Source organism: Sphingobacterium sp. CZ-UAM (assembly GCF_002000245.1).
Taxonomy (GTDB): Bacteria; Bacteroidota; Bacteroidia; order Sphingobacteriales; family Sphingobacteriaceae; genus Sphingobacterium.
On sequence record NZ_MTCM01000011.1, the window covers coordinates 1 to 21,410 of the forward strand.

Annotated in this window: 19 protein-coding genes; all 19 read left to right on the forward strand. The window is 35.4% G+C overall.

The window, feature by feature from the left end; all coding sequences use genetic code 11:
- The first annotated feature begins 354 nt into the window (after positions 1-354).
- A complete protein-coding gene (locus BWD42_RS23740; RefSeq protein ID WP_139351268.1) occupies positions 355-828 on the forward strand; it encodes a hypothetical protein in 474 nt (157 codons plus the stop codon).
- A 235-nt stretch (positions 829-1,063) separates the two neighbouring features.
- The gene (locus BWD42_RS23745; protein ID WP_077438906.1) at positions 1,064-1,585 is read left to right on the forward strand and encodes a transcriptional regulator; all 522 of its coding nucleotides are present in this window, start codon (positions 1,064-1,066) and stop codon (positions 1,583-1,585) included.
- 66 nt (positions 1,586-1,651) lie between these two features.
- The gene (gene wecB, locus BWD42_RS23750; protein ID WP_077438907.1) at positions 1,652-2,770 is read left to right on the forward strand and encodes a non-hydrolyzing UDP-N-acetylglucosamine 2-epimerase; all 1,119 of its coding nucleotides are present in this window, start codon (positions 1,652-1,654) and stop codon (positions 2,768-2,770) included.
- A gap of 9 nt (positions 2,771-2,779) precedes the next feature.
- Positions 2,780-3,991, forward strand: coding sequence for a UDP-N-acetyl-D-mannosamine dehydrogenase (gene wecC / locus BWD42_RS23755; protein WP_077438908.1), 1,212 nt, complete (start codon positions 2,780-2,782; stop codon positions 3,989-3,991).
- A 3-nt stretch (positions 3,992-3,994) separates the two neighbouring features.
- Positions 3,995-5,044 carry a dTDP-glucose 4,6-dehydratase gene (gene rfbB, locus BWD42_RS23760; RefSeq protein WP_077438909.1) on the forward strand — a complete coding sequence of 350 codons (1,050 nt, stop codon included), beginning with the start codon at positions 3,995-3,997 and terminating at the stop codon, positions 5,042-5,044.
- Position 5,045: 1 nt separating this feature from the next.
- A complete protein-coding gene (rfbC, locus tag BWD42_RS23765; RefSeq protein WP_077438910.1) occupies positions 5,046-5,594 on the forward strand; it encodes a dTDP-4-dehydrorhamnose 3,5-epimerase in 549 nt (182 codons plus the stop codon).
- Positions 5,591-6,439 carry a dTDP-4-dehydrorhamnose reductase gene (rfbD, locus tag BWD42_RS23770; RefSeq protein WP_077438911.1) on the forward strand — a complete coding sequence of 283 codons (849 nt, stop codon included), beginning with the start codon at positions 5,591-5,593 and terminating at the stop codon, positions 6,437-6,439. Before rfbC ends, rfbD begins: the two co-directional genes overlap by 4 nt.
- Positions 6,440-6,459: 20 nt before the next feature.
- Entirely contained in the window at positions 6,460-7,323 is an 864-nt protein-coding gene (rfbA, locus tag BWD42_RS23775) for a glucose-1-phosphate thymidylyltransferase RfbA (RefSeq protein WP_077438912.1), read from the forward strand.
- A 42-nt stretch (positions 7,324-7,365) separates the two neighbouring features.
- Entirely contained in the window at positions 7,366-8,601 is a 1,236-nt protein-coding gene (locus tag BWD42_RS23780) for an oligosaccharide flippase family protein (protein WP_077438913.1), read from the forward strand.
- Between the two features lie 3 nt (positions 8,602-8,604).
- The gene (locus BWD42_RS23785; RefSeq protein WP_077438914.1) at positions 8,605-9,810 is read left to right on the forward strand and encodes a DUF6337 family protein; all 1,206 of its coding nucleotides are present in this window, start codon (positions 8,605-8,607) and stop codon (positions 9,808-9,810) included.
- Positions 9,803-10,831: a glycosyltransferase gene (locus tag BWD42_RS23790; RefSeq protein ID WP_077438915.1), complete on the forward strand. Its 1,029-nt coding sequence runs from the start codon at positions 9,803-9,805 to the stop codon at positions 10,829-10,831. The genes BWD42_RS23785 and BWD42_RS23790 overlap by 8 nt, the downstream gene beginning before the upstream one ends.
- Position 10,832: 1 nt before the next feature.
- Positions 10,833-11,777, forward strand: a complete 945-nt coding sequence (locus tag BWD42_RS23795; protein ID WP_077438916.1) for a hypothetical protein — start codon at positions 10,833-10,835, stop codon at positions 11,775-11,777.
- Entirely contained in the window at positions 11,777-13,894 is a 2,118-nt protein-coding gene (locus BWD42_RS23800; RefSeq protein WP_077438917.1) for a bi-domain-containing oxidoreductase, read from the forward strand. Before BWD42_RS23795 ends, BWD42_RS23800 begins: the two co-directional genes overlap by 1 nt.
- Positions 13,895-14,001: 107 nt before the next feature.
- Entirely contained in the window at positions 14,002-15,795 is a 1,794-nt protein-coding gene (locus tag BWD42_RS23805; protein WP_077438918.1) for a glycosyl hydrolase family 28-related protein, read from the forward strand.
- Between the two features lie 86 nt (positions 15,796-15,881).
- Positions 15,882-17,672 carry an alginate lyase family protein gene (locus BWD42_RS23810; RefSeq protein ID WP_217700125.1) on the forward strand — a complete coding sequence of 597 codons (1,791 nt, stop codon included), beginning with the start codon at positions 15,882-15,884 and terminating at the stop codon, positions 17,670-17,672.
- The gene (locus BWD42_RS23815) at positions 17,672-18,910 is read left to right on the forward strand and encodes a glycosyltransferase family 4 protein (protein WP_077438920.1); all 1,239 of its coding nucleotides are present in this window, start codon (positions 17,672-17,674) and stop codon (positions 18,908-18,910) included. The genes BWD42_RS23810 and BWD42_RS23815 overlap by 1 nt, the downstream gene beginning before the upstream one ends.
- Positions 18,903-19,514: a sugar transferase gene (locus tag BWD42_RS23820; RefSeq protein WP_077438921.1), complete on the forward strand. Its 612-nt coding sequence runs from the start codon at positions 18,903-18,905 to the stop codon at positions 19,512-19,514. Before BWD42_RS23815 ends, BWD42_RS23820 begins: the two co-directional genes overlap by 8 nt.
- Positions 19,507-20,097, forward strand: coding sequence for an acetyltransferase (locus BWD42_RS23825; RefSeq protein WP_077438922.1), 591 nt, complete (start codon positions 19,507-19,509; stop codon positions 20,095-20,097). The genes BWD42_RS23820 and BWD42_RS23825 overlap by 8 nt, the downstream gene beginning before the upstream one ends.
- A gap of 18 nt (positions 20,098-20,115) precedes the next feature.
- On the forward strand, positions 20,116-21,252 hold the full coding sequence (locus tag BWD42_RS23830; RefSeq protein WP_077438923.1) for a DegT/DnrJ/EryC1/StrS family aminotransferase: 1,137 nt from the start codon (positions 20,116-20,118) through the stop codon (positions 21,250-21,252).
- The last annotated feature ends 158 nt before the right edge of the window (positions 21,253-21,410 follow it).

Here is a 21,410-nt window from a genome sequence, read left to right on the forward strand (position 1 = left end):
ACAACAATAAAAGAATAAAAAATAGATTAAATGGAAAGAGCCCGGTGGAATACCGAGCTCTCGTACAAAAAACTTAATTTTGTTAATCCGTCCAACTTTTTGGGGTCACATCATTAATGATCAGGCTTTTTTGTTTGGAGATTATCGGCGCTATTCAATATGGCCTCCCTACAGCGGACTGTTAACACAAAAATAATGTGCATAAGCTGCTGTTTGTCCGCTCGTTCGCAATTGTCCCTGATTTGTCCCTACTTATTTAATGTTGAATTAATAACAATATGAGATATTTGGTTTTGTTTGATAGCGCCTCTGTGTGCAACATTTTAGTCATTTAATTTTAACCAACATATTGATATGATGACCATAGTCTTACTTGTTTTTTTATTTTTAGGAGGATATTTTTTTTGGCGTACACAGCGACAGAAACAACGGTTCAATAGAAGCGTTGGCATGACGGTCAGCTATATGTTCCAGGAGCGCCCGGGGCAATATAGTGGCGATAGAAACGCTAAAGGTGGGGTATTTGTTTTTCAGGCAGAAAGGAGCGACGATCGGCTAAAAAATATTGTTATTCGAAAAGTAAAACCCTTGCATGCTGACTTGGATGTCAATCTCGAGCAGATTTTGGTTATTCCATTTGAACGGAAGGGAAATGCCAGGTCGGATGTTTCTGTGCGATTTAAGGTCAATAGGCGGAATGCGAAGGTCGGAGATTTGACAGGTGGCCGGGTAAGTATTTCTGGTGTGCTGAATTTTGAAGAAAGTAAACCTGAATCATTCACGGTAACTTTACCCATTTCGAATCTCTATCAAAAAACGGAGGCTTAGATCAGCTCAAATAACTCTTGTTATCATTTTTTTAGGCTCCTTGTTACAGGGAGCCTAAATTTTGTGTTCATTCCAATCCAATGTTCCACGTGAATTTTAAGTTTTTAACCTTGTAAGTAAGTGATTTAATAAAATCTGGACAAATTATTAACGATGTAAATCATGATTTAACAATTTATTCATTTGCATAGCTGATTTGTGTTGAGTACTTTTGTTACTCATTAATACTAAACCGATGTTGGATTCGTTGATTACTTCTAAGACCCGGCTCAAATTGTTGATTAAGTTTTTTGTTTCTGCGAGTAATCAAGGGCATTTAAGAGGACTGGCCGATGAGTTTCAGGAATCGACCAATGCGATCCGTAAAGAACTCAATCAGCTCTCGGAAGCGGGATATTTGGAAAAAAGTACATTAAAGAATAAAATATTATACCGAGCCAATACGAGTCATTCGCTATTTAAGCCACTTCAGAAATTAATTCATACGTATTTAGGTATTGATGAAATTGTCGTACAAATACTACAAAAAGCGGGAGATATTCAGGAGGTTAGCTTGATCGGGGACTATGCTGAGGGCCTGGATTCGGGAAGAATAGAAGTGTTAATTTTGGGCGAAAATATAAATCAGGCATATTTATTGCAGTTAGCGGACAAGGTTGAAAAAAAATTAGGGAAAAACATTAAGATCCATTTCAAAAATTTGAATACACAACGCAAAATAATACTTTTTGAAAGTGTTGCAAAGCTAAAAGCTTAAGCAAAATTTTGAATTAAATTATTGCACATTTTCAACGAGCAAAACTTGTGATTTGACTAATAATATATGAAGAAGAATTTAATTGTATTCGGAACCAGGCCAGAGGCTATTAAGATGGCTCCCTTGGTAAAAGAGTTCCAAAAAGATAAATCTTTTGAAACAAAAGTATGTGTGACGGCACAGCATCGTGAAATGTTAGATCAGGTATTGGAATTTTTCGATATTAAACCTGATTACGATTTGAACTTAATGAAGCCAAATCAAAATTTATATTCCCTGACGGCCGATATTATCACTGAAATGAAGGCCGTACTGGAAGATTTTAAGCCAGATTATGTCTATGTGCATGGTGATACCACCACAACGATGGCTTCAAGTATTGCTGCTTTCTATGCCGGTGCGCAGGTGTGTCATGTTGAAGCAGGACTTCGTACCCATAATAAACGTTCACCTTTTCCCGAAGAGATTAATCGGCAGGTTGCAGGGCGCATCTGTGATTTTCATTTTGCGCCTACGGAGGCTTCGCGACAAAATCTATTACGCGAAAATGTGCAAGATGTAGATGTGCTTGTTACAGGAAATACAGTTATTGATGCTTTGTTTGAGAGCTCAGACCGAGTAAAAGACCTAGATAATGAAGAAATTAGCCGTCTAAAGGAACTGGTCGATCCTGCGAAGAAATTAATCTTGGTGACTGGCCATAGACGTGAAAACCACGGACAGGGTTTTATTAATATCTGTCAGGCTTTAAAAGAAATCGCATTGTCCAATGCCGACGTGCAGATTATCTATCCTGTTCATTTAAATCCCAATGTGAAGAAACCTGTCTATGAGATATTGTCGGATGTACACAATATTCACTTAATTGATCCTTTGGCTTATCCAGCTTTTGTATGGTTGATGAATCAATCCTACTTGATTATTACCGATTCGGGGGGCGTACAAGAAGAGGCGCCAAGCCTTGGAAAACCAGTATTGGTGATGCGTGACACAACCGAAAGACCTGAAGCGGTAGATGCTGGGACAGTTATCCTTGTGGGTACAGATAAAGAGAAAATAGTAAGAGAAGCACAAGATTTGTTGACTAATAATAATAGGTATCAGCAAATGAGTGGGCTACATAATCCGTATGGAGATGGTAAAGCCTGTGAAAGAATTGTTAACTTTATTAAGAACTTAAAATAAATCATATCAATGCAAGCAAAAGTAGTAACCGTTGGTCTAGGATATATTGGATTACCTACCTCGGCATTAATCGCAAATAGCGGTATCGCTGTTCATGGTGTGGATATCTCACAACATGTGGTCGACACAATCAATGCAGGGAAAATTCATATAGTTGAGCCGGATTTAGATAAAGCTGTAGCGAAGGCTGTGGCAGAAGGCTTCTTGAAGGCAGATACAAAACCTGTTGAAGCTGATACCTATTTAATTGTTGTTCCTACTCCATTTAAGGGTGATCACCAGCCAGACATCTCCTATGTGCAAGCGGCGACAGAGGGAATTATCCCTTTGCTTAAAGAAGGTGATTTATATGTAATCGAATCGACTTCACCTGTTGGAACGACGGAAAAGATGATGGCTTTGATTTTTTCAAAACGTCCTGAGCTGGAAGGAAAAATTTCCTTGGCATACTGTCCAGAGCGTGTTCTTCCAGGAAATGTAATGTACGAATTAGTTCATAATGATCGTGTAATTGGTGGGGTGAACGAAGCATCTACGCAAAAAGCGTTGGCATTTTATGGTCAATTTGTAACAGGAGAATTGCATCCGACAAATGCGCGTACAGCTGAGATGTGTAAGTTAACCGAAAATGCTTCCAGAGATTCTCAGATTGCTTTTGCGAACGAACTTTCATTGATCTGTGATAAAGCAGACATTAATGTATGGGATCTAATTCGTTTAGCGAATAAACATCCTCGTGTGAATATTTTACAGCCAGGTTGTGGGGTAGGTGGACATTGTATCGCTGTTGATCCATACTTTTTGACAGCAGATTTCCCAATGGAGTCACGTATGATCGCGCAAGCTAGAGAAACCAATAATTATAAGTCTTTCTGGTGTGCAGAGAAAGTCAAAACGGCACGTTTAGAATTTGAAATTAAAAATGGTCGTCAGCCATCTATTGCGATTATGGGATTGGCTTTTAAACCAAATATCGATGATTTGAGAGAATCGCCAGCGATCCATATTGCAGAACGTGTACTACAAGATTCGGGAGATGCAGATATGTTTATTGTTGAACCAAATGTACACGAACATAAAGTATTTAAGCTAACCGATTACAAGGACGCGATAACAAAAGCGGATATTATCGTTTTCTTAGTGGCGCATAATGAATTTAAGACCCTCCATATTGAATCAGGTAAAGTAGTGTTGGATTTCTGTGGAGTTACAAATAAATAACAAATGAAAACAATAATCATAACAGGAGGTGCGGGATTTATTGGGTCACATGTTGTGCGTGAATTCGTTTTAAAATATCCCAATTATAATATTATTAATCTGGATGCTTTAACCTACGCAGGGAATCTAGCGAATTTAAAAGATATCGAACATCATGCTAATTACTCGTTTATTAAAGCGGATATTACTGATGCAAAACATATTTTAGAAATTTTCGAGCAATATAACCCTGATGGCGTAATTCATCTTGCGGCAGAGTCTCATGTTGATCGCTCTATTGTAGATCCTTTAGCATTTGTTATGACCAACGTGATTGGTACGGTAAATTTATTAAATGCAGCGAGAGGAATTTGGAAAGACAACTTCGATGGCAAACGTTTCCATCATGTGTCTACCGATGAGGTTTATGGGACACTGGGTGAAACGGGGTTATTTACTGAGCAAACATCATATGACCCGCATTCTCCATATTCGGCTTCTAAAGCATCATCAGACCATTTTGTGCGCGCTTACCATGACACTTACGGTCTGCCAGTTGTTTTGACAAATTGCTCTAATAATTATGGTCCAAATCATTTTCCTGAGAAGCTTATCCCATTATGTATTCATAATATTTTAAATAATAAGCCTCTGCCTATTTATGGAGACGGAAAATTTACACGAGATTGGTTGTTTGTAATAGACCATGCGCGTGCCATAGATTTAGTTTTTCATAATGGTAAAAATGGGGATTCTTATAATGTTGGTGGTTTTAACGAGTGGCAAAATATTGATTTGGTAAGAGAATTGTGTAAACAAGTTGATGAGAAGTTAGACAGACCGCAGGGAACGGCCGCCGCATTGATTACCTTTGTTAAAGATCGCCCTGGGCATGATCTGCGTTATGCTATTGATGCTAGTAAGATTAATCAAGAGTTAGGCTATCAACCATCTGTAACTTTCGAAGAAGGCCTGTCTAAAACGATTGATTGGTATTTGAATAATCAGGATTGGTTAGATCAGGTAACGTCAGGAGAATATCAAAATTACTACAAAAAGCAATATCAAGGATAATATGAAAGCCACGGAAACAAAGCTACAAGGCTGTTTTATTTTAGAGCCAGCAAAGTATGGTGATAGTCGGGGGTATTTTTTTGAAAGTTTTAATGAAAAAACATTTAATACTTTGACAAATACTAATACACATTTTGTTCAGGATAATCAGTCTTTCTCAACGAAAGGTGTACTACGTGGGTTACATGCTCAAGCAGGAGAGCATGCTCAAGCTAAATTGGTCCGAGTGCTTCAAGGTAAAGTACTTGATGTAGCCGTTGATGTTCGGCCTAATTCACCGACGTTTGGTGAATATGTAGCGGTGGAACTTTCTGACGAGAATAACTTACAACTTTTTATCCCAAGAGGTTTCTTGCATGGATTTGTTGTATTGAGTGAAACAGCAACTTTTTTTTATAAATGTGATAATTTTTATAACAAAGAAGCAGAATGTGGGGTAAATCCATTAGATGAAGATCTGGTTGTGGATTGGGCAATTCCAATAGAGGAAATGATTTTGTCGGATAAAGATAAGGAAGCATTGAGCTTTAAGGAAGTTTTTGGAATATGAAAATTGTAATTACAGGGGCTAACGGACAATTAGGGTCCGAACTGCAAGATATCTTAAAATTAGATGCGACTAAAGAGTGCTTCTTTTTGGATCGTAAGCAGTTGCCTTTAGATCAAGTTGGTATCATTCAAGATATACTTGCTATGTACCATCCTGATCTTATTATTCATGCAGGAGCGTATACTGCTGTTGATAAAGCGGAGTCTGAGCAGGATTTAGCAGATGCAGTGAATCATCTGGCAACAGAAGAAATTGCACAATATTGCAGACTTAATGACGTCCGGTTGATTGCTATATCCACTGACTATGTTTTTGATGGAACCTCCAGTAAACCTTTAAAAGAAACTGCTGACGTAGATCCAATCAATACCTATGGCCTTTCTAAGTTAAGAGGAGAACAAGCGATTCAAAAGTGGTTGCCTGAAAGTATTATTATTCGTACATCTTGGGTTTATTCTACTTACGGCAATAATTTCGTAAAAACAATGGTACGTTTAATGACAGAAAGAGATGAGATTGCTGTAATTAATGACCAGATTGGTTCACCTACTTATGCGCGAGATTTGGCGCAGGCTATTATCGATATTATTAATGGTAATTGTTGGGTTGGGGGAGTATATCATTATAGCAATGAAGGTAAGACATCATGGTACGATTTTGCTTTGGCAATTCGTGATATTAAACATATTGATTGTCAGATTAATCCGATTCCTACGGCCGCGTATCCAACCCCAGCAAGACGCCCACATTATTCGTTATTAGATAAAACGAAGGTTAAGGGAACATTTAAAATTTCCGTTCCATATTGGAGAGATAGTTTAATTGAAATGTTAAATAAAATTTAAAGTTATTAAAATCGTTATACATGAAAGGAATCATTTTAGCAGGAGGATCCGGTACTAGACTTCATCCATTGACATTAGCTGTTTCCAAGCAACTTATGCCTGTGTATGATAAACCTATGATATACTATCCTTTATCGACATTGATGTTGGCGGGAATTAATGAGATTTTAATCATTTCAACACCACAAGATCTGCCGAATTTTAAGAAATTATTGGGTGATGGTTCGCAAATAGGATGTCGATTTGAATATATTGAACAGCCAAGCCCGGACGGACTTGCGCAAGCATTTATATTAGGAGCAGAATTTATCGGAAATGACAAGGTTGCGCTTATATTAGGAGACAATATCTTTTATGGTTCGGGAATGTCAAAGTTATTGCAATCTTGTGCTGATCCTGATGGAGGAGTAGTCTTTGCATATCCTGTCCATGATCCAGAAAGATATGGGGTAGTTGAGTTTGATGAAAATAAACAGGTTGTTTCTATAGAAGAGAAGCCCGTAGCTCCTAAATCAAGCTATGCCGTTCCTGGATTATATTTTTATGATAACGATGTTGTTGAAATTGCGAAGAATATCCAGCCGTCTGCTCGGGGAGAACTGGAAATTACGGATATTAATAAAGAATACTTAAAAAGAGGTAAACTTCAAGTTGGTGTTTTTGACCGTGGGACCGCCTGGTTGGATACGGGTACAATTCAATCGCTAATGCAAGCGGGGCAGTTTGTCCAAGTAATCGAAGAAAGGCAAGGAATGAAAATAGGTGCTATTGAAGAAGTAGCATACAGAATGGGTTTTATTGATAAAAAGCAACTTCATTTAATTGCAGAACCATTACGTAAAAGCGGATATGGAGAGTATTTGATTCGGATTAATAAAAAGTAATCGTGTTTTTTTCCATACTTTGCCAATAATAAAACGACACCTGTGAATTTTAAAAATATAATAAGAAACAACTCAAAGATCATTAACAACTTTGTTTCTTTAGTGATATTAAATGTTGTTAATTATGTTTTTCCTCTTATTATTATTCCAATTTTGATTAAACGTTTGGGATTAGAGGTTTATGGAAAATATATTTTTGCATTCACTATTCTAAATTATCTTAATTTGATCGTTCAATATGGATTTAATTTTTCAGCAACTAATAAAGTGGCAAAAAATCAAGAAAATAAATCTTTGATTTCTGGCGTTTATACATCGGTAACGCTGATTCGAATTTGTTTTTCGATAATAATTACTATAGGTCTTTTATTGTCTGGTTTTTTTATTAGGGATCAGTTCCTAATGTATATAATGGGCATTGGAATATTTTTTGGACAGGGGTTAATTCCAGTTTGGCTTTTTCAAGGATTGGAAAAGATGAAATATATTACAGCTGTGAATACACTCGTAAGGCTTTTGGCATTTATATTAATAATATTAATGATTCAGACACCCTCAGATGTAAATTTTTTGATGTTTATTCAAACGTTAAGCTTTGTATTGGGGGGCGTTGCTTCTTTGTTTCTGGTCAAATACCAATTGAATATTAATTTTACTTCGCCAAATATTAAATCTATAAAGGAGAATTTAAACGAGGGCTGGAGTTTATTTCTGTCGACAATAGGAATGAATCTTTATCGAGAGTCCAATGTTGTAATTTTGGGTATCGTAGCTGGTTACTCTACAGTTGGTTTATATTCTCCTGCTGAAAAATTAATCAAGGGCATACAATCATTTACTAATATTATTGTGACAGCATTATATCCGCATTTTAGTAAGAAGATGAATGGAAACGAATCTCAGGGGTATGTAAGCTTTCAAAAAATCGGAAAATTATTGACTATAATATTCTTTTTTGGAACAATTCTTATGATCATTCTGTCTCCTTATATAATTAATGCCTATATTGGAAAAGGGTATACTTCGACAATTATAGATTTTAAAGTTTTGAGCTTAGTGATATTATTTGGTGGACTTAATTACTATTATGGAATAGTGGGACTGGTTAATTTTAATAAAGAGTCACTATTTAATAGGCTGGTTTGGGTTAGTGGCGTTGTAGGAATTTCAGCAAGCTTCATCCTTTCATATCTTTTCAAGGATATTGGAGCTGCTATTGCTATGGCAATAGCAGAGATTGTCTTATTGGGCTTAATTATTAGGTGCTTAAAAAAATAAAGGATGGCATTATTTCTTTTAATTTTACTGATTGCTATTATATTAGTTTTTGATAAGAGGTATCATAAAACATATTATACGCCGAGCATTATTTTATCTGTACCATTTTTGATAATCTGTATTTTGTATGACCTAAATTCGGAAAATTTGGGATTTAAACCTTTGGATTACGATGTTTTGTATATCTGGTTTTTTGGCCTAATTATATTTTGGGTAGCTGGTACAGTCACAAACGTTTTGATTCCAATAAAAGTTATTAAGACAAGCTTGAGCGAAAAAAAGAACGATATAAAAAATTATAGTAGGAAACTTGTAAATTTCAGCTTTTTAATCGCTTTAATATTAACTTATTTTTTAATCACTTCATACAATCTCTACATAACCCAGGGTGGAGAGGCCGTTGAGAAATTCTTAGGTGTTGGTATTCAAGCGCACCTAGTTATTGTTTTCAAGTTGCTCTCAATTATCTCTTTCTTAGCGTTATTTGGTGATGGAAATCGATTATTTAAACTTAAAAATATATATGTAGTGTTTGTTGCCATAGGCCTATCTATAATGTATGCTACAAAAAGCGGAGTGTTGATTCTCTTAATGAGCTATTTCCTTTCATGGATATTCTTTTTTAATAAAACTATTAGAATTACACATATACTTTTGGCTTTGGGATTGGGATTTGGGATCTTTTTTGCATCATATAGCTTAGTTTTTGGTTATTTAGCTCCTATAGACTTTATTTGGAATCATATGTTGTTATATTATGTCTCAGGGACGGCAAGTATGAACGCTTATTTTTCAGCGCAAAACCCAGTTGGTATAGAACCAGATATGTTGTTTAGAACGCTCAATAATATCTTTTATATGTTAACAGGAAACTCTGGTGAAATTAAAACAGTAATTTCTAATGAATGGACTGATATCGGTAATGGTACAGTTATTAATGTAAAAACCTTTTTTGGTACAATTTATTTATACGGTGGACTAACCATTGGGATAATTTCTGTAATAATATTTTCAATAATCAGTAACATAATTTTTAAATTGAGCAAAAGGAAAAATAATTTTATTTTTTTGGTTTTAAGTTGCTATGTTTTAGCACTATTATGCTTTGGATGGTTTGATTTTTATATGAATTCTGTAGCATTCTACGAGTCTATCTTTTTTGCTGTGATTTTTAACTTTTTATTAATAAGAAAGGCAAAGTATGAATAATTATTATATTGTGATTTTGAATTGGAATGGTTGGCATGATACTCGACTTTGTATAGACAGCATTCTGAATAGAACATCTTCCAATAGATACTCAATAGTTTTAGTAGACAACGGATCTTCTATGGATGAGGTTAGGGAAATTGAATCTTATTGTGGGGAGAATTTTAAATGTGTAATATCTGAGAATAAAGAATATTTTCTGAATTCATCGGTAGAGATACTAAATGACTTCCATTCTCACCGGTCTCAAGATAGGATTTTGATTATAAAAAATAATGAAAATCTTGGTTTTGCAGCAGGTAATAATGTAGCTCTACAATTCTTGAAAAACATTAATGAACACTATGCCATTTTATTGAATAATGATACTGAGATAGAGCACGAAGCTCTTGATAAAATGTATCAGTTTTTATTGGATAATGAAAAAAAGGATGTTGTTGCTGTTATCCCACAGATTCGTTATTACAACCCCAATAATATAATTTGGAATTGTGGTGGAAGTATCAATTGGTTGGGTGTACGTAAATATGATTATGCATTTGATAATATTGATAAAGTTCCTCAACAAGGGGCAAAGCGTGTCGATTATGGTACGGGCTGTGCTTTAATGATGAATATTAATAAAACCGGAGTACTTTCCGAAAAGTTTTTTTTAGGAGAAGAAGATATGGAGTTCGCTTTTCGATTAAAAAAAATGAACACCAAAATATTCTGCTTATATCCAGCAATTATTTATCATAAAGTGGGAGCTTCTAGGTCTAAAATTTCGGAAGAAAAAATGGGTAACATGGTCTACCATTATTCTATGAGAATGTCCAACCTTAAGGATAACTTACCAACAATAGTATGGTATTTGACAATGGCAGCTCACTACTTAAGTACAATACGCATATTAAAAAAAGAGCAATTTTTTTCCATCAAAAAGGTTAATTTAATGTGGAAAGATATCTATAAAAATGTGAAGACAATCGATAAGTATAAAAGAGAGGATTTTATTAGAATTACAAATAAAAAATACTAGAGTGGCTAATAAATTGTTGATTATCGGGAAAACACCTCCGCCAATAGGCGGGGTTACAATACATGTTAAGAGATTGTTAGATGGTTTAAAGGTTAACGGCTTTAATTTTAGGTATTTGCCGCTAACGCCAATAAAATTATTAACATTATGTTTTATTTTGCCTCGTTATAGTGTATTACACCTGCATACATCGAGTATTATCGTTCAGAGATATATTAGTGTACTGTGTAAAATTACTTCAACAAAATGTATAATAACCTTTCATGGAGATTTAAATAGATTTGCGGAAAAGGACTTAAAAAAAGTTGAGAAAGTTTTAAAAACCATAGATATTCCAATTGTTTTAAATAAAGGAAGTTTTGATATAGCGAAGGACCTTAATACTAATACAATTAAAATTTCGTCTTTTATTCCCCCGTTTGAAACGGAAGAGTTAAGTGGGGCAATCAAAAAGTTAATTTATTCCATAAAGGAAAAATATAAACGTTTGTATGTTACCAATGCCTATGGATTGACATACGATAAGTATAACAATGAAATTTATGGAATATTCGATTTAATTAACCATTTTAATAATAAAGCCGATGATGCTTTGGTGGTCTCTGATCCCTCTTCTCAATATTTAAATTATATTGTGGAAAATAAAATAAAAACTAATGATAACATTTTTTTTATCAATGAACACCACTCATTTTATGAACTGTTAAAACATGCAGACGCAAGTATAAGAAATACCTCAACAGATGGCGACTCTATTTCATTGAGAGAGTCTCTCCATTTAAAAAGGGTAACCTTTGCTACCGATATCGTTTCTAGGCCATCAGGTACAAGATTATATAAGCGAGGAGAATACAACTTTGATTTGGGAACTGCAGATAAAGATGGGGCGGAAACTGAATCATTAGTTATTAATCAATTAATAAAAATTTATAAAGAGATACAGTAATGAAACAAATTATTCAATCCTTTAAGACAGGAGATACTATACTTGAAGAAGTGCCTGCGCCGCAAGTTAGAAGAGGTTGTGTTTTAATTCAAACCACCCGATCATTGGTATCATTGGGAACAGAAAGAATGTTAGTCGAGTTTGGAAAGTCTAATTTGATTCAAAAAGCTAGACAACAGCCTGATAAGGTAAAGCAGGTCCTAGATAAGATTAAAACGGATGGGTTGCTTCCAACCATAGAAACAGTCTTTAATAAATTGGGCGAACCTCTGCCTTTAGGTTACTGTAACGTTGGACGTGTTATCGCGGTTGGAGAAGGAGTCAATGATTTTAAAATTGGTGACCGTGTAACATCGAATGGTCAACATGCTGAATTTGTATGTGTGCCCAAAAACTTAGTTGCTCATATTCCAGAGAATGTTACAGATGAACAGGCAACCTTCACTGTAATAGGATCCATAGGACTTCAAGGTATTCGTCTATTGAACCCGACAATTGGTGAAACAGTAGTCGTAGTGGGATTAGGTTTGATCGGGTTGTTAACAGCTCAACTTCTAATCGCGAATGGCTGTCGAGTTATTGGTGTGGATATTGATGAATCAAAATTGGAACTAGCAAAGAAGTGGGGGGTGATTCCATTTAATCCTATTAAAGGGGATGTGGTTAAATTTGTTGAAGATCTCACAGATGGCATTGGTACCGATGGAGTGATTATTACAGCTTCTTCGAAAAACAACAGTATTATTTCTCAAGCTGCTAGAATGAGTAGAAAAAGAGGGCGGATTGTTTTGGTTGGTGTGATCGGGCTGGATATAAGTCGCGCTGAGTTTTATGAGAAAGAGCTGACCTTTCAGGTCTCTTGTTCATATGGTCCGGGAAGATATGATGAAGATTATGAGCAGAAGGGTATTGATTATCCATTGGCATTTGTGCGTTGGACAGAGAAGAGAAATTTTGAAACAATATTACAAGCTATAAGTTCTAGCCGAATTCATGTGGAAGAGATGATCACCGAGGTTGTTCCAATAAATGACTATATTAAAATTTACGGTGAAATTGGAAGCCGAAACTCTATAGCCTCCATTTTGCAATACGATGAAAAAGTGCAATTATCCCCCAGCCATAATGTGAAATTAATAGATGCAGACTTTTCAGCTTCAAAAGGCGTAATTGGTATCGTCGGTGCGGGTAATTTTACAAAAATGACTTTAATGCCTGCGCTTAAAGATAGCGGGGCGATTTATAAATATATAGCTAGTAACGGAGGTGTAACAGGAACTGCTTTAGCCCAAAAATATAATATTGCAAATTCAACGACAGATTACCATGAGATACTTAGGGATTCGGACGTTGATTTAGTTTTAATCACAACACGTCATAATTTACATGCTTCAATGGTTATTGAGGCCTTGAACGCAGGAAAGAACGTTTTTGTGGAAAAGCCCTTGGCACTAAATCAGGAAGAATTGGAAAGGGTGATTGAAGCACAGCAAAGATCGGCTAAAAATATTACTGTAGGATTTAATAGAAGGTTTTCTCCACATATAGTTAAAATTAAGCAGTTTGTTGGGGATGCACCGATGAATGTTATTGCTACGATGAATGCTGGTACAATACCTTCGAATGTTTGGGTTCATGATATGAAAGTGGGAGGAGGACGAATCATTGGAGAAGCCTGTCACTATATTGATTTAATTACATTTTTGACTGGAAGCAGAGTTAAATCTGTGTGTATGAATTCCTTAGGTTTAAATCCCGAAGAAAATACAGATAACGCCAGTATTCTGCTCAGATACGAAAATGGATCTACAGGAGTAATTAACTATTTTGCTAATGGCTCTAAAGCTTATTCAAAAGAAAGGGTAGAGGTCTTTTCACAAGAAAGAACATTTATTATGGATAATTTTAGAAGAACTGAGGCCTTCGGTGTAAAAGGTTTTTCTACATTGAAAACAAGTTTGGACAAAGGACATAAAGCCCAATTTCAGCAATTAATAGGTAAAACTAAAATGGGTGGAGACTGCCTTATTTCTTTAGATGAGATTATTAACACTACAAGAGCTTCTTTTGCTGCTATCGAGAGTTTGAAGCGAAATAGTTGGGTCGATGTTTTATAACCTCCGAATGTTATAATCATTTAAGTTTGGAGTATTTGAATGTTTGATTTAAGGATAGCAAATTAAGTACATTTGTAAAAAGGAAAAAAAGGTTAAAATTTTTGGATATGAAAAAAATAGTCTGTTTCTGTGCAGGTATATGTCTTTTCTTGACTATTTTATCTTGTATAGATAGTGAAAGCTCTAAAGTTTCAAACAATTCAGAGATTGAGCCAAAACCTAAAGAAAATTCGGTCAACAAATTCCTTTTTAATAAGGACGACTCAACTTCGGATATTAAGTATTCTAACAAGGCTGAGGCACCATCCGAATTAAAAGTTGCTATTTCTGATACAATTAATGTAAAAGATTTTGGCGCGAAAGGAAATGGGATTGATGATGACGGGAATTCATTTCAGACTGCAATTAATAGTTTGAAAAAAGGTGGTGTTTTGCTAATTCCAGAAGGCATTTATCTAATCAAACGCACATTAAATGTTAAGTCAAATATTACAATAGTTGGAAAGGGAAGTAAAACTAGACTCCAATATAGATGGCCCAAATTTAGTATTACTAAAAAACTCCTTTATGGTTTTTTGTTGACAGAGGCGTCGAATGTAACTTTTAAAAGTTTCCACATCGATGGTGGTGCCAGTAATTATAATCAAATAATATTAGATGATAGAAAAAATCAAACTTGGGACGTCGATGGAGCATATCATTTGTTTTTCATTAAGCCTAAATCTGATTTCGCTGTTTCAAATATTTATTTTGAAAGGTTGGAATTGTCGAACTCTTTTTTTGATGCCATACATACATATACTAGGCCGGCAGATCCCGGACCAAAATACAAAACAAAAAACGTGTTTGTGAATAACTGCGTGTTTAGAAGTATTGGTTGTCATGGAATAGGTGTAGGATTAATTAATAATATGACTGTCAAAAATAGTAGCTTTCGAAGAGTTGGATTAATGAAAATGCTTAGCTCTGGTTATGGAAGTGGAATGGCGGTCGACGCAAGTGGGGGATCTGAAAATGTAAAAATTTTGAATAATAGCGTAGATGGCGCTGCTGCTGGGTTTAAAACGGAAACTCATGAAAATAACGGCGGACGGTATTTGACAAGTCGTAATATAACGATTTCGAATAACAAAATTAAAAATCTTTATAGCGGTAGTGACTATAAGATCTTTTATGGGATCAAAGCGAATGGCATAAACATTATTGTCAAAAACAACCTAATAGAGTCGTTTTCCCATGGAATTCTAATTGGGAAAGATGCATCAGATTGTGTTATTAGTGGAAATAAAATTCTCGCAAAAGGAGAAGAGTCTGTAGGGATTAGATGTGACAAGAATGGAGGCGGACATGTAATAACTGATAATCAAATTAAAAATTCTAAAACTCAAGGAATTTTAATATCAAATTCAGATAATTTAAAAGTTTCAAGAAATCTGATAATAGAGAGCAGACTGGATAATATTAGGATTGCAGGAGGAAATAATATTTTGTTGGATGGTAATATATGTGCAAATGCCGGTACAAATAATATAACTATAGTTCCTCTCAAAGGAATGCAAATCTCTACAGTTTCTGCTTTAAATAATATTTGTTATGATATTGATGGTTCCCAGAGAGATCAAACCAAGCGAATTTTGGTCGCGAGTGCCCAAAATGTCAGAATTAATGGAAATAGATTGAATGCAGTCACTGCCTCTACAAAAATGTCAAGTTTGACCAATAACAACTCATCTTTGACGTTTAGTTCAACTTTTCCCAGTCAGGGAACTTTTGTTAAAGGTGATTTCGTTGTTAAAAAGCGTAATAAAGCAACGATTGATAACTCTGATAAGATTATTGGCTGGGAATGTACTGAATCTGGAAAACCAGGCAGGTGGAAAGTAATTAAACTTGATTTTTAACAACAATTAAATTGAAACTTAACTTATTTATACAGCTTTTTCAAAATATGGGGACTCGATATACCATATATCGAATACGGCATGAATTGGAAAAAAAGATAGGCTACTTAAAGAAGAAACATCCTGTTAACCTCTCATTTAAAGTACCGATTACTATTTCCGATTGGAAAGCCTCCCATAATCCGTATGTAATTGAGCCGAAGGAAGCTTTATTGATACCAAAGGAACATTTTGAGCCTTTGAGAGAAAAGGCTGAAAGGATTTTGGCAGGTGAGATACAGTTTTTTAGTTCGGAATGGAGATCCTTGGGGAAAGACTATAATTGGATCACTAATCCTTCAACAGGTTATCAATATGACATCACTACCCATTGGTCTCAAATTCCTGATATTTCAGAGGACGCGGGGGATATCAAATTTGTCTGGGAAAAATCACGTTTTTCCTATCTATTGACTCTAATTCGATATGATTACCATTTTGATAAAGACTTAAGCGAATTTATATTTTCTGAAATAGAGGATTGGATAGATTCAAATCCAATTAATCAAGGACCAAATTGGAGATGTAGCCAAGAGATTTCCTTACGTATTCTCAATTGGTGTTTCGCAATATATTATTATCAAAATTCTGATGCATTAACAGAAGAGCGATGGCAAAAAATACAGAATGTTGTTTATGCGTCTATTCATCATGTTTATCACCATATAGACTTTTCGCGAATAGCGGTGCGTAACAATCATGCGATTACCGAGACCCTATTTCTGACATTATCAAACATTTTGTTCCCCTTTATTCCAGAAACTAAAGATTGGTCGAAAAAAGGGTTGAAATGGTTTGAAGACGAAATTAATTACCAGATTTATGACGATGGAACATTCCTTCAATTTTCAATGAATTATCATCGTGTAGTGATTCAATTATTATCGTTGGGGATTTCTGTTTTTCATAAAAACAATCGTAACTTTCCTAAGTTTATCTATAATAAAGCATATCGATCACTTAATTTTCTCTATCAGTGTATGCAAGACGAGAATGGAAAGCTTCCTAACTATGGATCAAATGATGGAGCTTTATTTTTTCCATTAGCTGATGCGGATTATAGAGATTATCGGCCTCAATTGAATACACTACATTACATATTGACTAATAAAGCTCTGTTTGAAGAAAGGGAGATTTTGGAAGATTTAAATTGGAATGGAAAAATATCATGTATTAATGTCTTTCCTCCATTGAGGAAACAGCAGGGGGTACAATCCTTTGATATTGGAGGATATTTTGTCTGTAGAGATAATGGCTTTTTTACGTTTATTAGGTGTGGGGATCATAAGGATCGTCCCGCACAAGCGGATAATTTACATCTTGATATTTGGTATCAAGGAAAAAATATTCTTAGAGATTCGGGAACGTACAAATATAATACAGATAGTGAAAAGTTAAGATATTTTATGGGCTCGCTTTCTCACAATGTAGTTGTTGTGAACGAAGAATCTCAAATGTTAAAAGGAGGCCGATTTATTTGGTATTATTGGACACAAAAACTACATGCTGGGTGGAGTGAAACTAATAATGATTATATCTTTTCAGGGGAGATTAAAGCATTTCAATTTTTAAACAAAAATGCTACCCATAGAAGGAAAATTTATATTTCTAAAAAATCTTTAAATTGGATCATTGAGGATGAACTAAGGAATCTTGAAAATTATAAGATGAAACAGGTGTGGCATCCTGCTGATCCGCGGTTAAAAATTGAGGCTGAATGCGCTAAGTCAGAATTCAGCTCTTATAATTCTGATTATTACGGTAGTTATACAAAAGAAAAATCAATATTTTTTGAATTTCATAACAAAATATCATCAATAATTACTTTTAATATATAATGAAAATTTTACTGTTACACCAATATTTCTTGGAGGAAGATGATCCCGGTGGATCCCGTTGGAATGAAATCACAAAAACGTGGACTGATCTTGGCCATGAAGTTGCGGTAATTGGCGGAATGATGCATTATAATGGAAATGCCAAGCGAGAAGAATATAAAGGGAAATATTTTGTTAAGAAAAAGCAAGGGAAGGTTGATGTCTATAGAGCCCATGTATCTGAATCTTATAACAGCGGATTTTTAGGGAGGCTTTGGGGATATTTTTCGTTTATGTTTTCCTCTTTATGGACTGGATTATTCAAAGTAAAAGGCAAATACGATGTGGTTATTGTGACCTCGCCGCCATTATTTGTGGGGATTTCTGGTTATCTAATCGCTTTGTTTAAACGTCTACCTATGGTGTTCGAGATACGGGACCTCTGGCCCGAATCGGCAATCGATACAGGCGTATTGACCAATAAGTGGATTATCAAACTAGCTTATGCAGTAGAGCGTTTTATTTATAAAAAAGCAAGATTAATTAATGTATTGACGCCGGCTTTCTTCAATACATTAAGAGACAAGAAAGGAATAGCAACGGATAAGTTGATCATGATACCCAATGCGGCTGATTTTTCATTATCTGAAGATATTGTCCAAACTTTTGACCGATCTAGCTTTCGGAAGGAAAATGGCTTGGAAGATAAATTTGTTATCACTTATGTCGGTGCGCATGGAGTAGCAAACCATTTGGATCAATTGTTGGAAGCCGGAAAATTACTGGAGGACACGAATATACTTTTTTTACTTATCGGGCAGGGAATGGAAAAGGAACGATTGATAAAAAAAGCGGATGATATGCAAGTAACTAATGTACGTTTTCACGACCCGGTTCCAAAACGTGATGTTTTCAAATTTATATTGGCATCTGAAATGGGCGCATCAGTTTTAAAAAAGGTGGACACATTCAAAACCGTTTATTCAAATAAAACATTCGATTATTTCTCTTGCCAAAAACCCATACTGATGGCTATTGATGGCGTATCCAGGGAATTGGTAGAACAAGCTCAAGCCGGAACTTATGTTGAACCAGAGAATGCTTCTGAATATAATCGGATTATTAGGGCTTATCTCGCTGACCCTGCACGTTTATTGCGTGAAGGACAAAATGGGTATATTTATGCAAAGGAAAACTTTGACAGAAAAGTATTGGCAGAACGTTATCTTGTAGAAATCCAAAGAATTGCTCATGTATAAAAATTTAATTAAACGTGCAGGAGACTTCATTATTGCTTTGATTGGAATACTCATATTATCTCCGATATTCATTATTGTTGTCGTTGGGTTATATTTTGCAAATAACGGTAAACCTTTCTTCTTTCAATCGCGCCCTGGCAAAGATGGCCGAGTCTTTAAAATTATAAAGTTTAAGACAATGAATGACAAGAAAGACGTACAAGGCAATCTATTGTCCGATGCAGAGCGGTTGACACCAATTGGCGCATTCGTGCGAAAAACATCGCTTGACGAAATACCTCAGCTGATCAATGTGCTGAAAGGAGATATGTCACTGATTGGTCCCCGCCCATTATTGGTGCAATATTTGCCTCTATACAACGAATTTCAAAAACGCAGACATGAGGTTCGCCCGGGAATAACGGGCTGGGCGCAGGTTAACGGTCGAAATGCTATTTCTTGGGATCAGAAATTTAAATATGACGTATGGTATGTCAACCATGTGTCCTTTTTATTGGATTTGAAGATTTTCTTTTTAACAATTAAAAAGGTATTTGTAAGAGAGGGGATTTCAGCAGAGGGGCAGGCCACTATGGAAGCTTTCAAAGGTAATAATAATGAATAAATTAGTTTTATATGGTGCCGGCGGACATGCCAAGGTGATTGCTGAGCTTGCTGAACTTAATCACTATGCAGAACTGTTTTTTTGTGAAGATCAACCAAGTAAAAGTCAGATATGGAATTATCCCGTTGTATCAAAAATTGATGATGGGGAAGAATGTGTACTGGCGATTGGAAATAATGCAGTTCGTAAAAGATTAGCAGGCGTTCTTAAAAATACTTTTGTTACTTTAGTTCACCCAAAAACACAGATTTCGAACCGTGCTTTAATAGGCGAAGGAACAGTAGTAATGGCCGGAGCATCTATAAATACGGATGTCAGAGTTGGCAAACATTGTATTGTTAACACAAATGCTTCAATTGATCATGATTGTATCATTGAGGATTTTGTGCACTTATCACCAAATGTAGCTCTAGCAGGGACAGTTTCAATAGGAGAAGGCACCCATATCGGGATAGGGGCATGTGTAATTCAAGGAATAAAAGTAGGTAGATGGTGTACAGTTGGCGCGGGTACAGTAATTATTAAAGATGTACCGGATGGTTGTACGGTTGTCGGTAATCCAGGAAGAATAATAAGAAAATAAAGATAAATTTTTACTGTTATGTCAGATAAAATATGGCTTTCTTCCCCACATATGGGAGGAAATGAATTGAAATATATTCATGATGCGTTTGATAATAATTGGGTTGCCCCTCTAGGTCCCAATGTTAATGGGTTTGAGCAGGATTTGGAGAAATTTTTAAATACAGATGTTAAGGTTGCGGCATTATCTGCTGGAACAGCTGCATTGCATTTAGCATTAATTGAATGCGGTGTCGGCTACGGAGATGAGGTGATCTGTCAATCAATGACATTCTCTGCTTCTGCCAATCCAATAGCGTATCAAGGGGCTATACCAGTGTTTGTTGACTCTGAAATAGACACTTGGAATATGTGTCCAGTAGCTTTGAGAGAGGCTATTCGCGATCGTTTTGCAAAAGGCAAGAAACCCAAGGCTATTATTGTCGTTCATCTCTATGGAATGCCGGCAAAAATGGATGAGATTCTTGCGGTAGCAAAAGAGTTTGATATTCCTGTGATTGAAGATGCTGCAGAAGCTTTAGGATCTTCTTATAAAGGAAAATCATGCGGGACATTCGGAAGATTTGGCGTATTAAGCTTTAATGGAAATAAAATTATAACTACATCGGGTGGTGGCGCATTAGTCTGCCATACACAGGAAGATAAAGATAAAGCTGTGTTTTTATCTACGCAAGCCCGTGATAATGCTCCACACTATCAACATTCTCATATTGGTTATAATTATAGAATGTCTAATATCTGTGCAGGTATTGGTCGGGGGCAAATGGAAGTTCTAAAAGATCGTATTCAGGCACGTCGTGAAATGACTCAATTTTATATTGAGTTATTTGCTAATATTGAAGGTGTAAATGTTTTTACAGAGCCTTCAGCAGATTTCTATTCTAACCATTGGTTAGCGGCAATCACAATTGAAGCGAATAAAGTGGGGCAAACTCGTGAAGATCTTAGACTGGCTTTATTGGAAGATAATATCGAATCCAGGCCATTATGGAAACCAATGCATTTGCAACCTGTATTTGCCGATGCTTCTTATTATGGTGAAAATATTGGTGAAAGATTGTTTGAAAATGGTCTTTGCTTGCCTTCTGGTTCTAATTTGACAGAAGCAGAAAAGGAGCGTATTAAGGTAAAGGTTGAAAAAGTTTTTAGTATTTAAAGATTGGTACAATCTATTATTTAAAAGAGGCTTATTATATAAAATCTGATTTTCATTTTTTAGGCATAAATTTTGATTGGATCATTCAGCTAAATTTGCCATTTTAAATTGGTATTTTTAAGCATGGTTCAAGGAAAAAAATATTTGTGTCTTCAAAG

Excerpts from the sequence above, each read along its gene's own strand:
- BWD42_RS23790 (WP_077438915.1), top strand. The coding sequence starts at position 9,803 with ATGAATAATTATTATATTGTGATTTTGAATTGGAATGGTTGGCATGAT.
- rfbD (WP_077438911.1), top strand. The coding sequence starts at position 5,591 with ATGAAAATTGTAATTACAGGGGCTAACGGACAATTAGGGTCCGAACTG.
- BWD42_RS23830 (WP_077438923.1), top strand. The coding sequence starts at position 20,116 with ATGTCAGATAAAATATGGCTTTCTTCCCCACATATGGGAGGAAATGAA.
- BWD42_RS23800 (WP_077438917.1), top strand. The coding sequence starts at position 11,777 with ATGAAACAAATTATTCAATCCTTTAAGACAGGAGATACTATACTTGAA.
- BWD42_RS23740 (WP_139351268.1), top strand. The coding sequence starts at position 355 with ATGATGACCATAGTCTTACTTGTTTTTTTATTTTTAGGAGGATATTTT.
- BWD42_RS23815 (WP_077438920.1), top strand. The coding sequence starts at position 17,672 with ATGAAAATTTTACTGTTACACCAATATTTCTTGGAGGAAGATGATCCC.
- rfbC (WP_077438910.1), top strand. The coding sequence starts at position 5,046 with ATGAAAGCCACGGAAACAAAGCTACAAGGCTGTTTTATTTTAGAGCCA.
- BWD42_RS23785 (WP_077438914.1), top strand. The coding sequence starts at position 8,605 with ATGGCATTATTTCTTTTAATTTTACTGATTGCTATTATATTAGTTTTT.
- BWD42_RS23745 (WP_077438906.1), top strand. The coding sequence starts at position 1,064 with ATGTTGGATTCGTTGATTACTTCTAAGACCCGGCTCAAATTGTTGATT.
- BWD42_RS23825 (WP_077438922.1), top strand. The coding sequence starts at position 19,507 with ATGAATAAATTAGTTTTATATGGTGCCGGCGGACATGCCAAGGTGATT.
- BWD42_RS23805 (WP_077438918.1), top strand. The coding sequence starts at position 14,002 with ATGAAAAAAATAGTCTGTTTCTGTGCAGGTATATGTCTTTTCTTGACT.
- wecC (WP_077438908.1), top strand. The coding sequence starts at position 2,780 with ATGCAAGCAAAAGTAGTAACCGTTGGTCTAGGATATATTGGATTACCT.
- rfbB (WP_077438909.1), top strand. The coding sequence starts at position 3,995 with ATGAAAACAATAATCATAACAGGAGGTGCGGGATTTATTGGGTCACAT.
- rfbA (WP_077438912.1), top strand. The coding sequence starts at position 6,460 with ATGAAAGGAATCATTTTAGCAGGAGGATCCGGTACTAGACTTCATCCA.
- BWD42_RS23820 (WP_077438921.1), top strand. The coding sequence starts at position 18,903 with ATGTATAAAAATTTAATTAAACGTGCAGGAGACTTCATTATTGCTTTG.
- wecB (WP_077438907.1), top strand. The coding sequence starts at position 1,652 with ATGAAGAAGAATTTAATTGTATTCGGAACCAGGCCAGAGGCTATTAAG.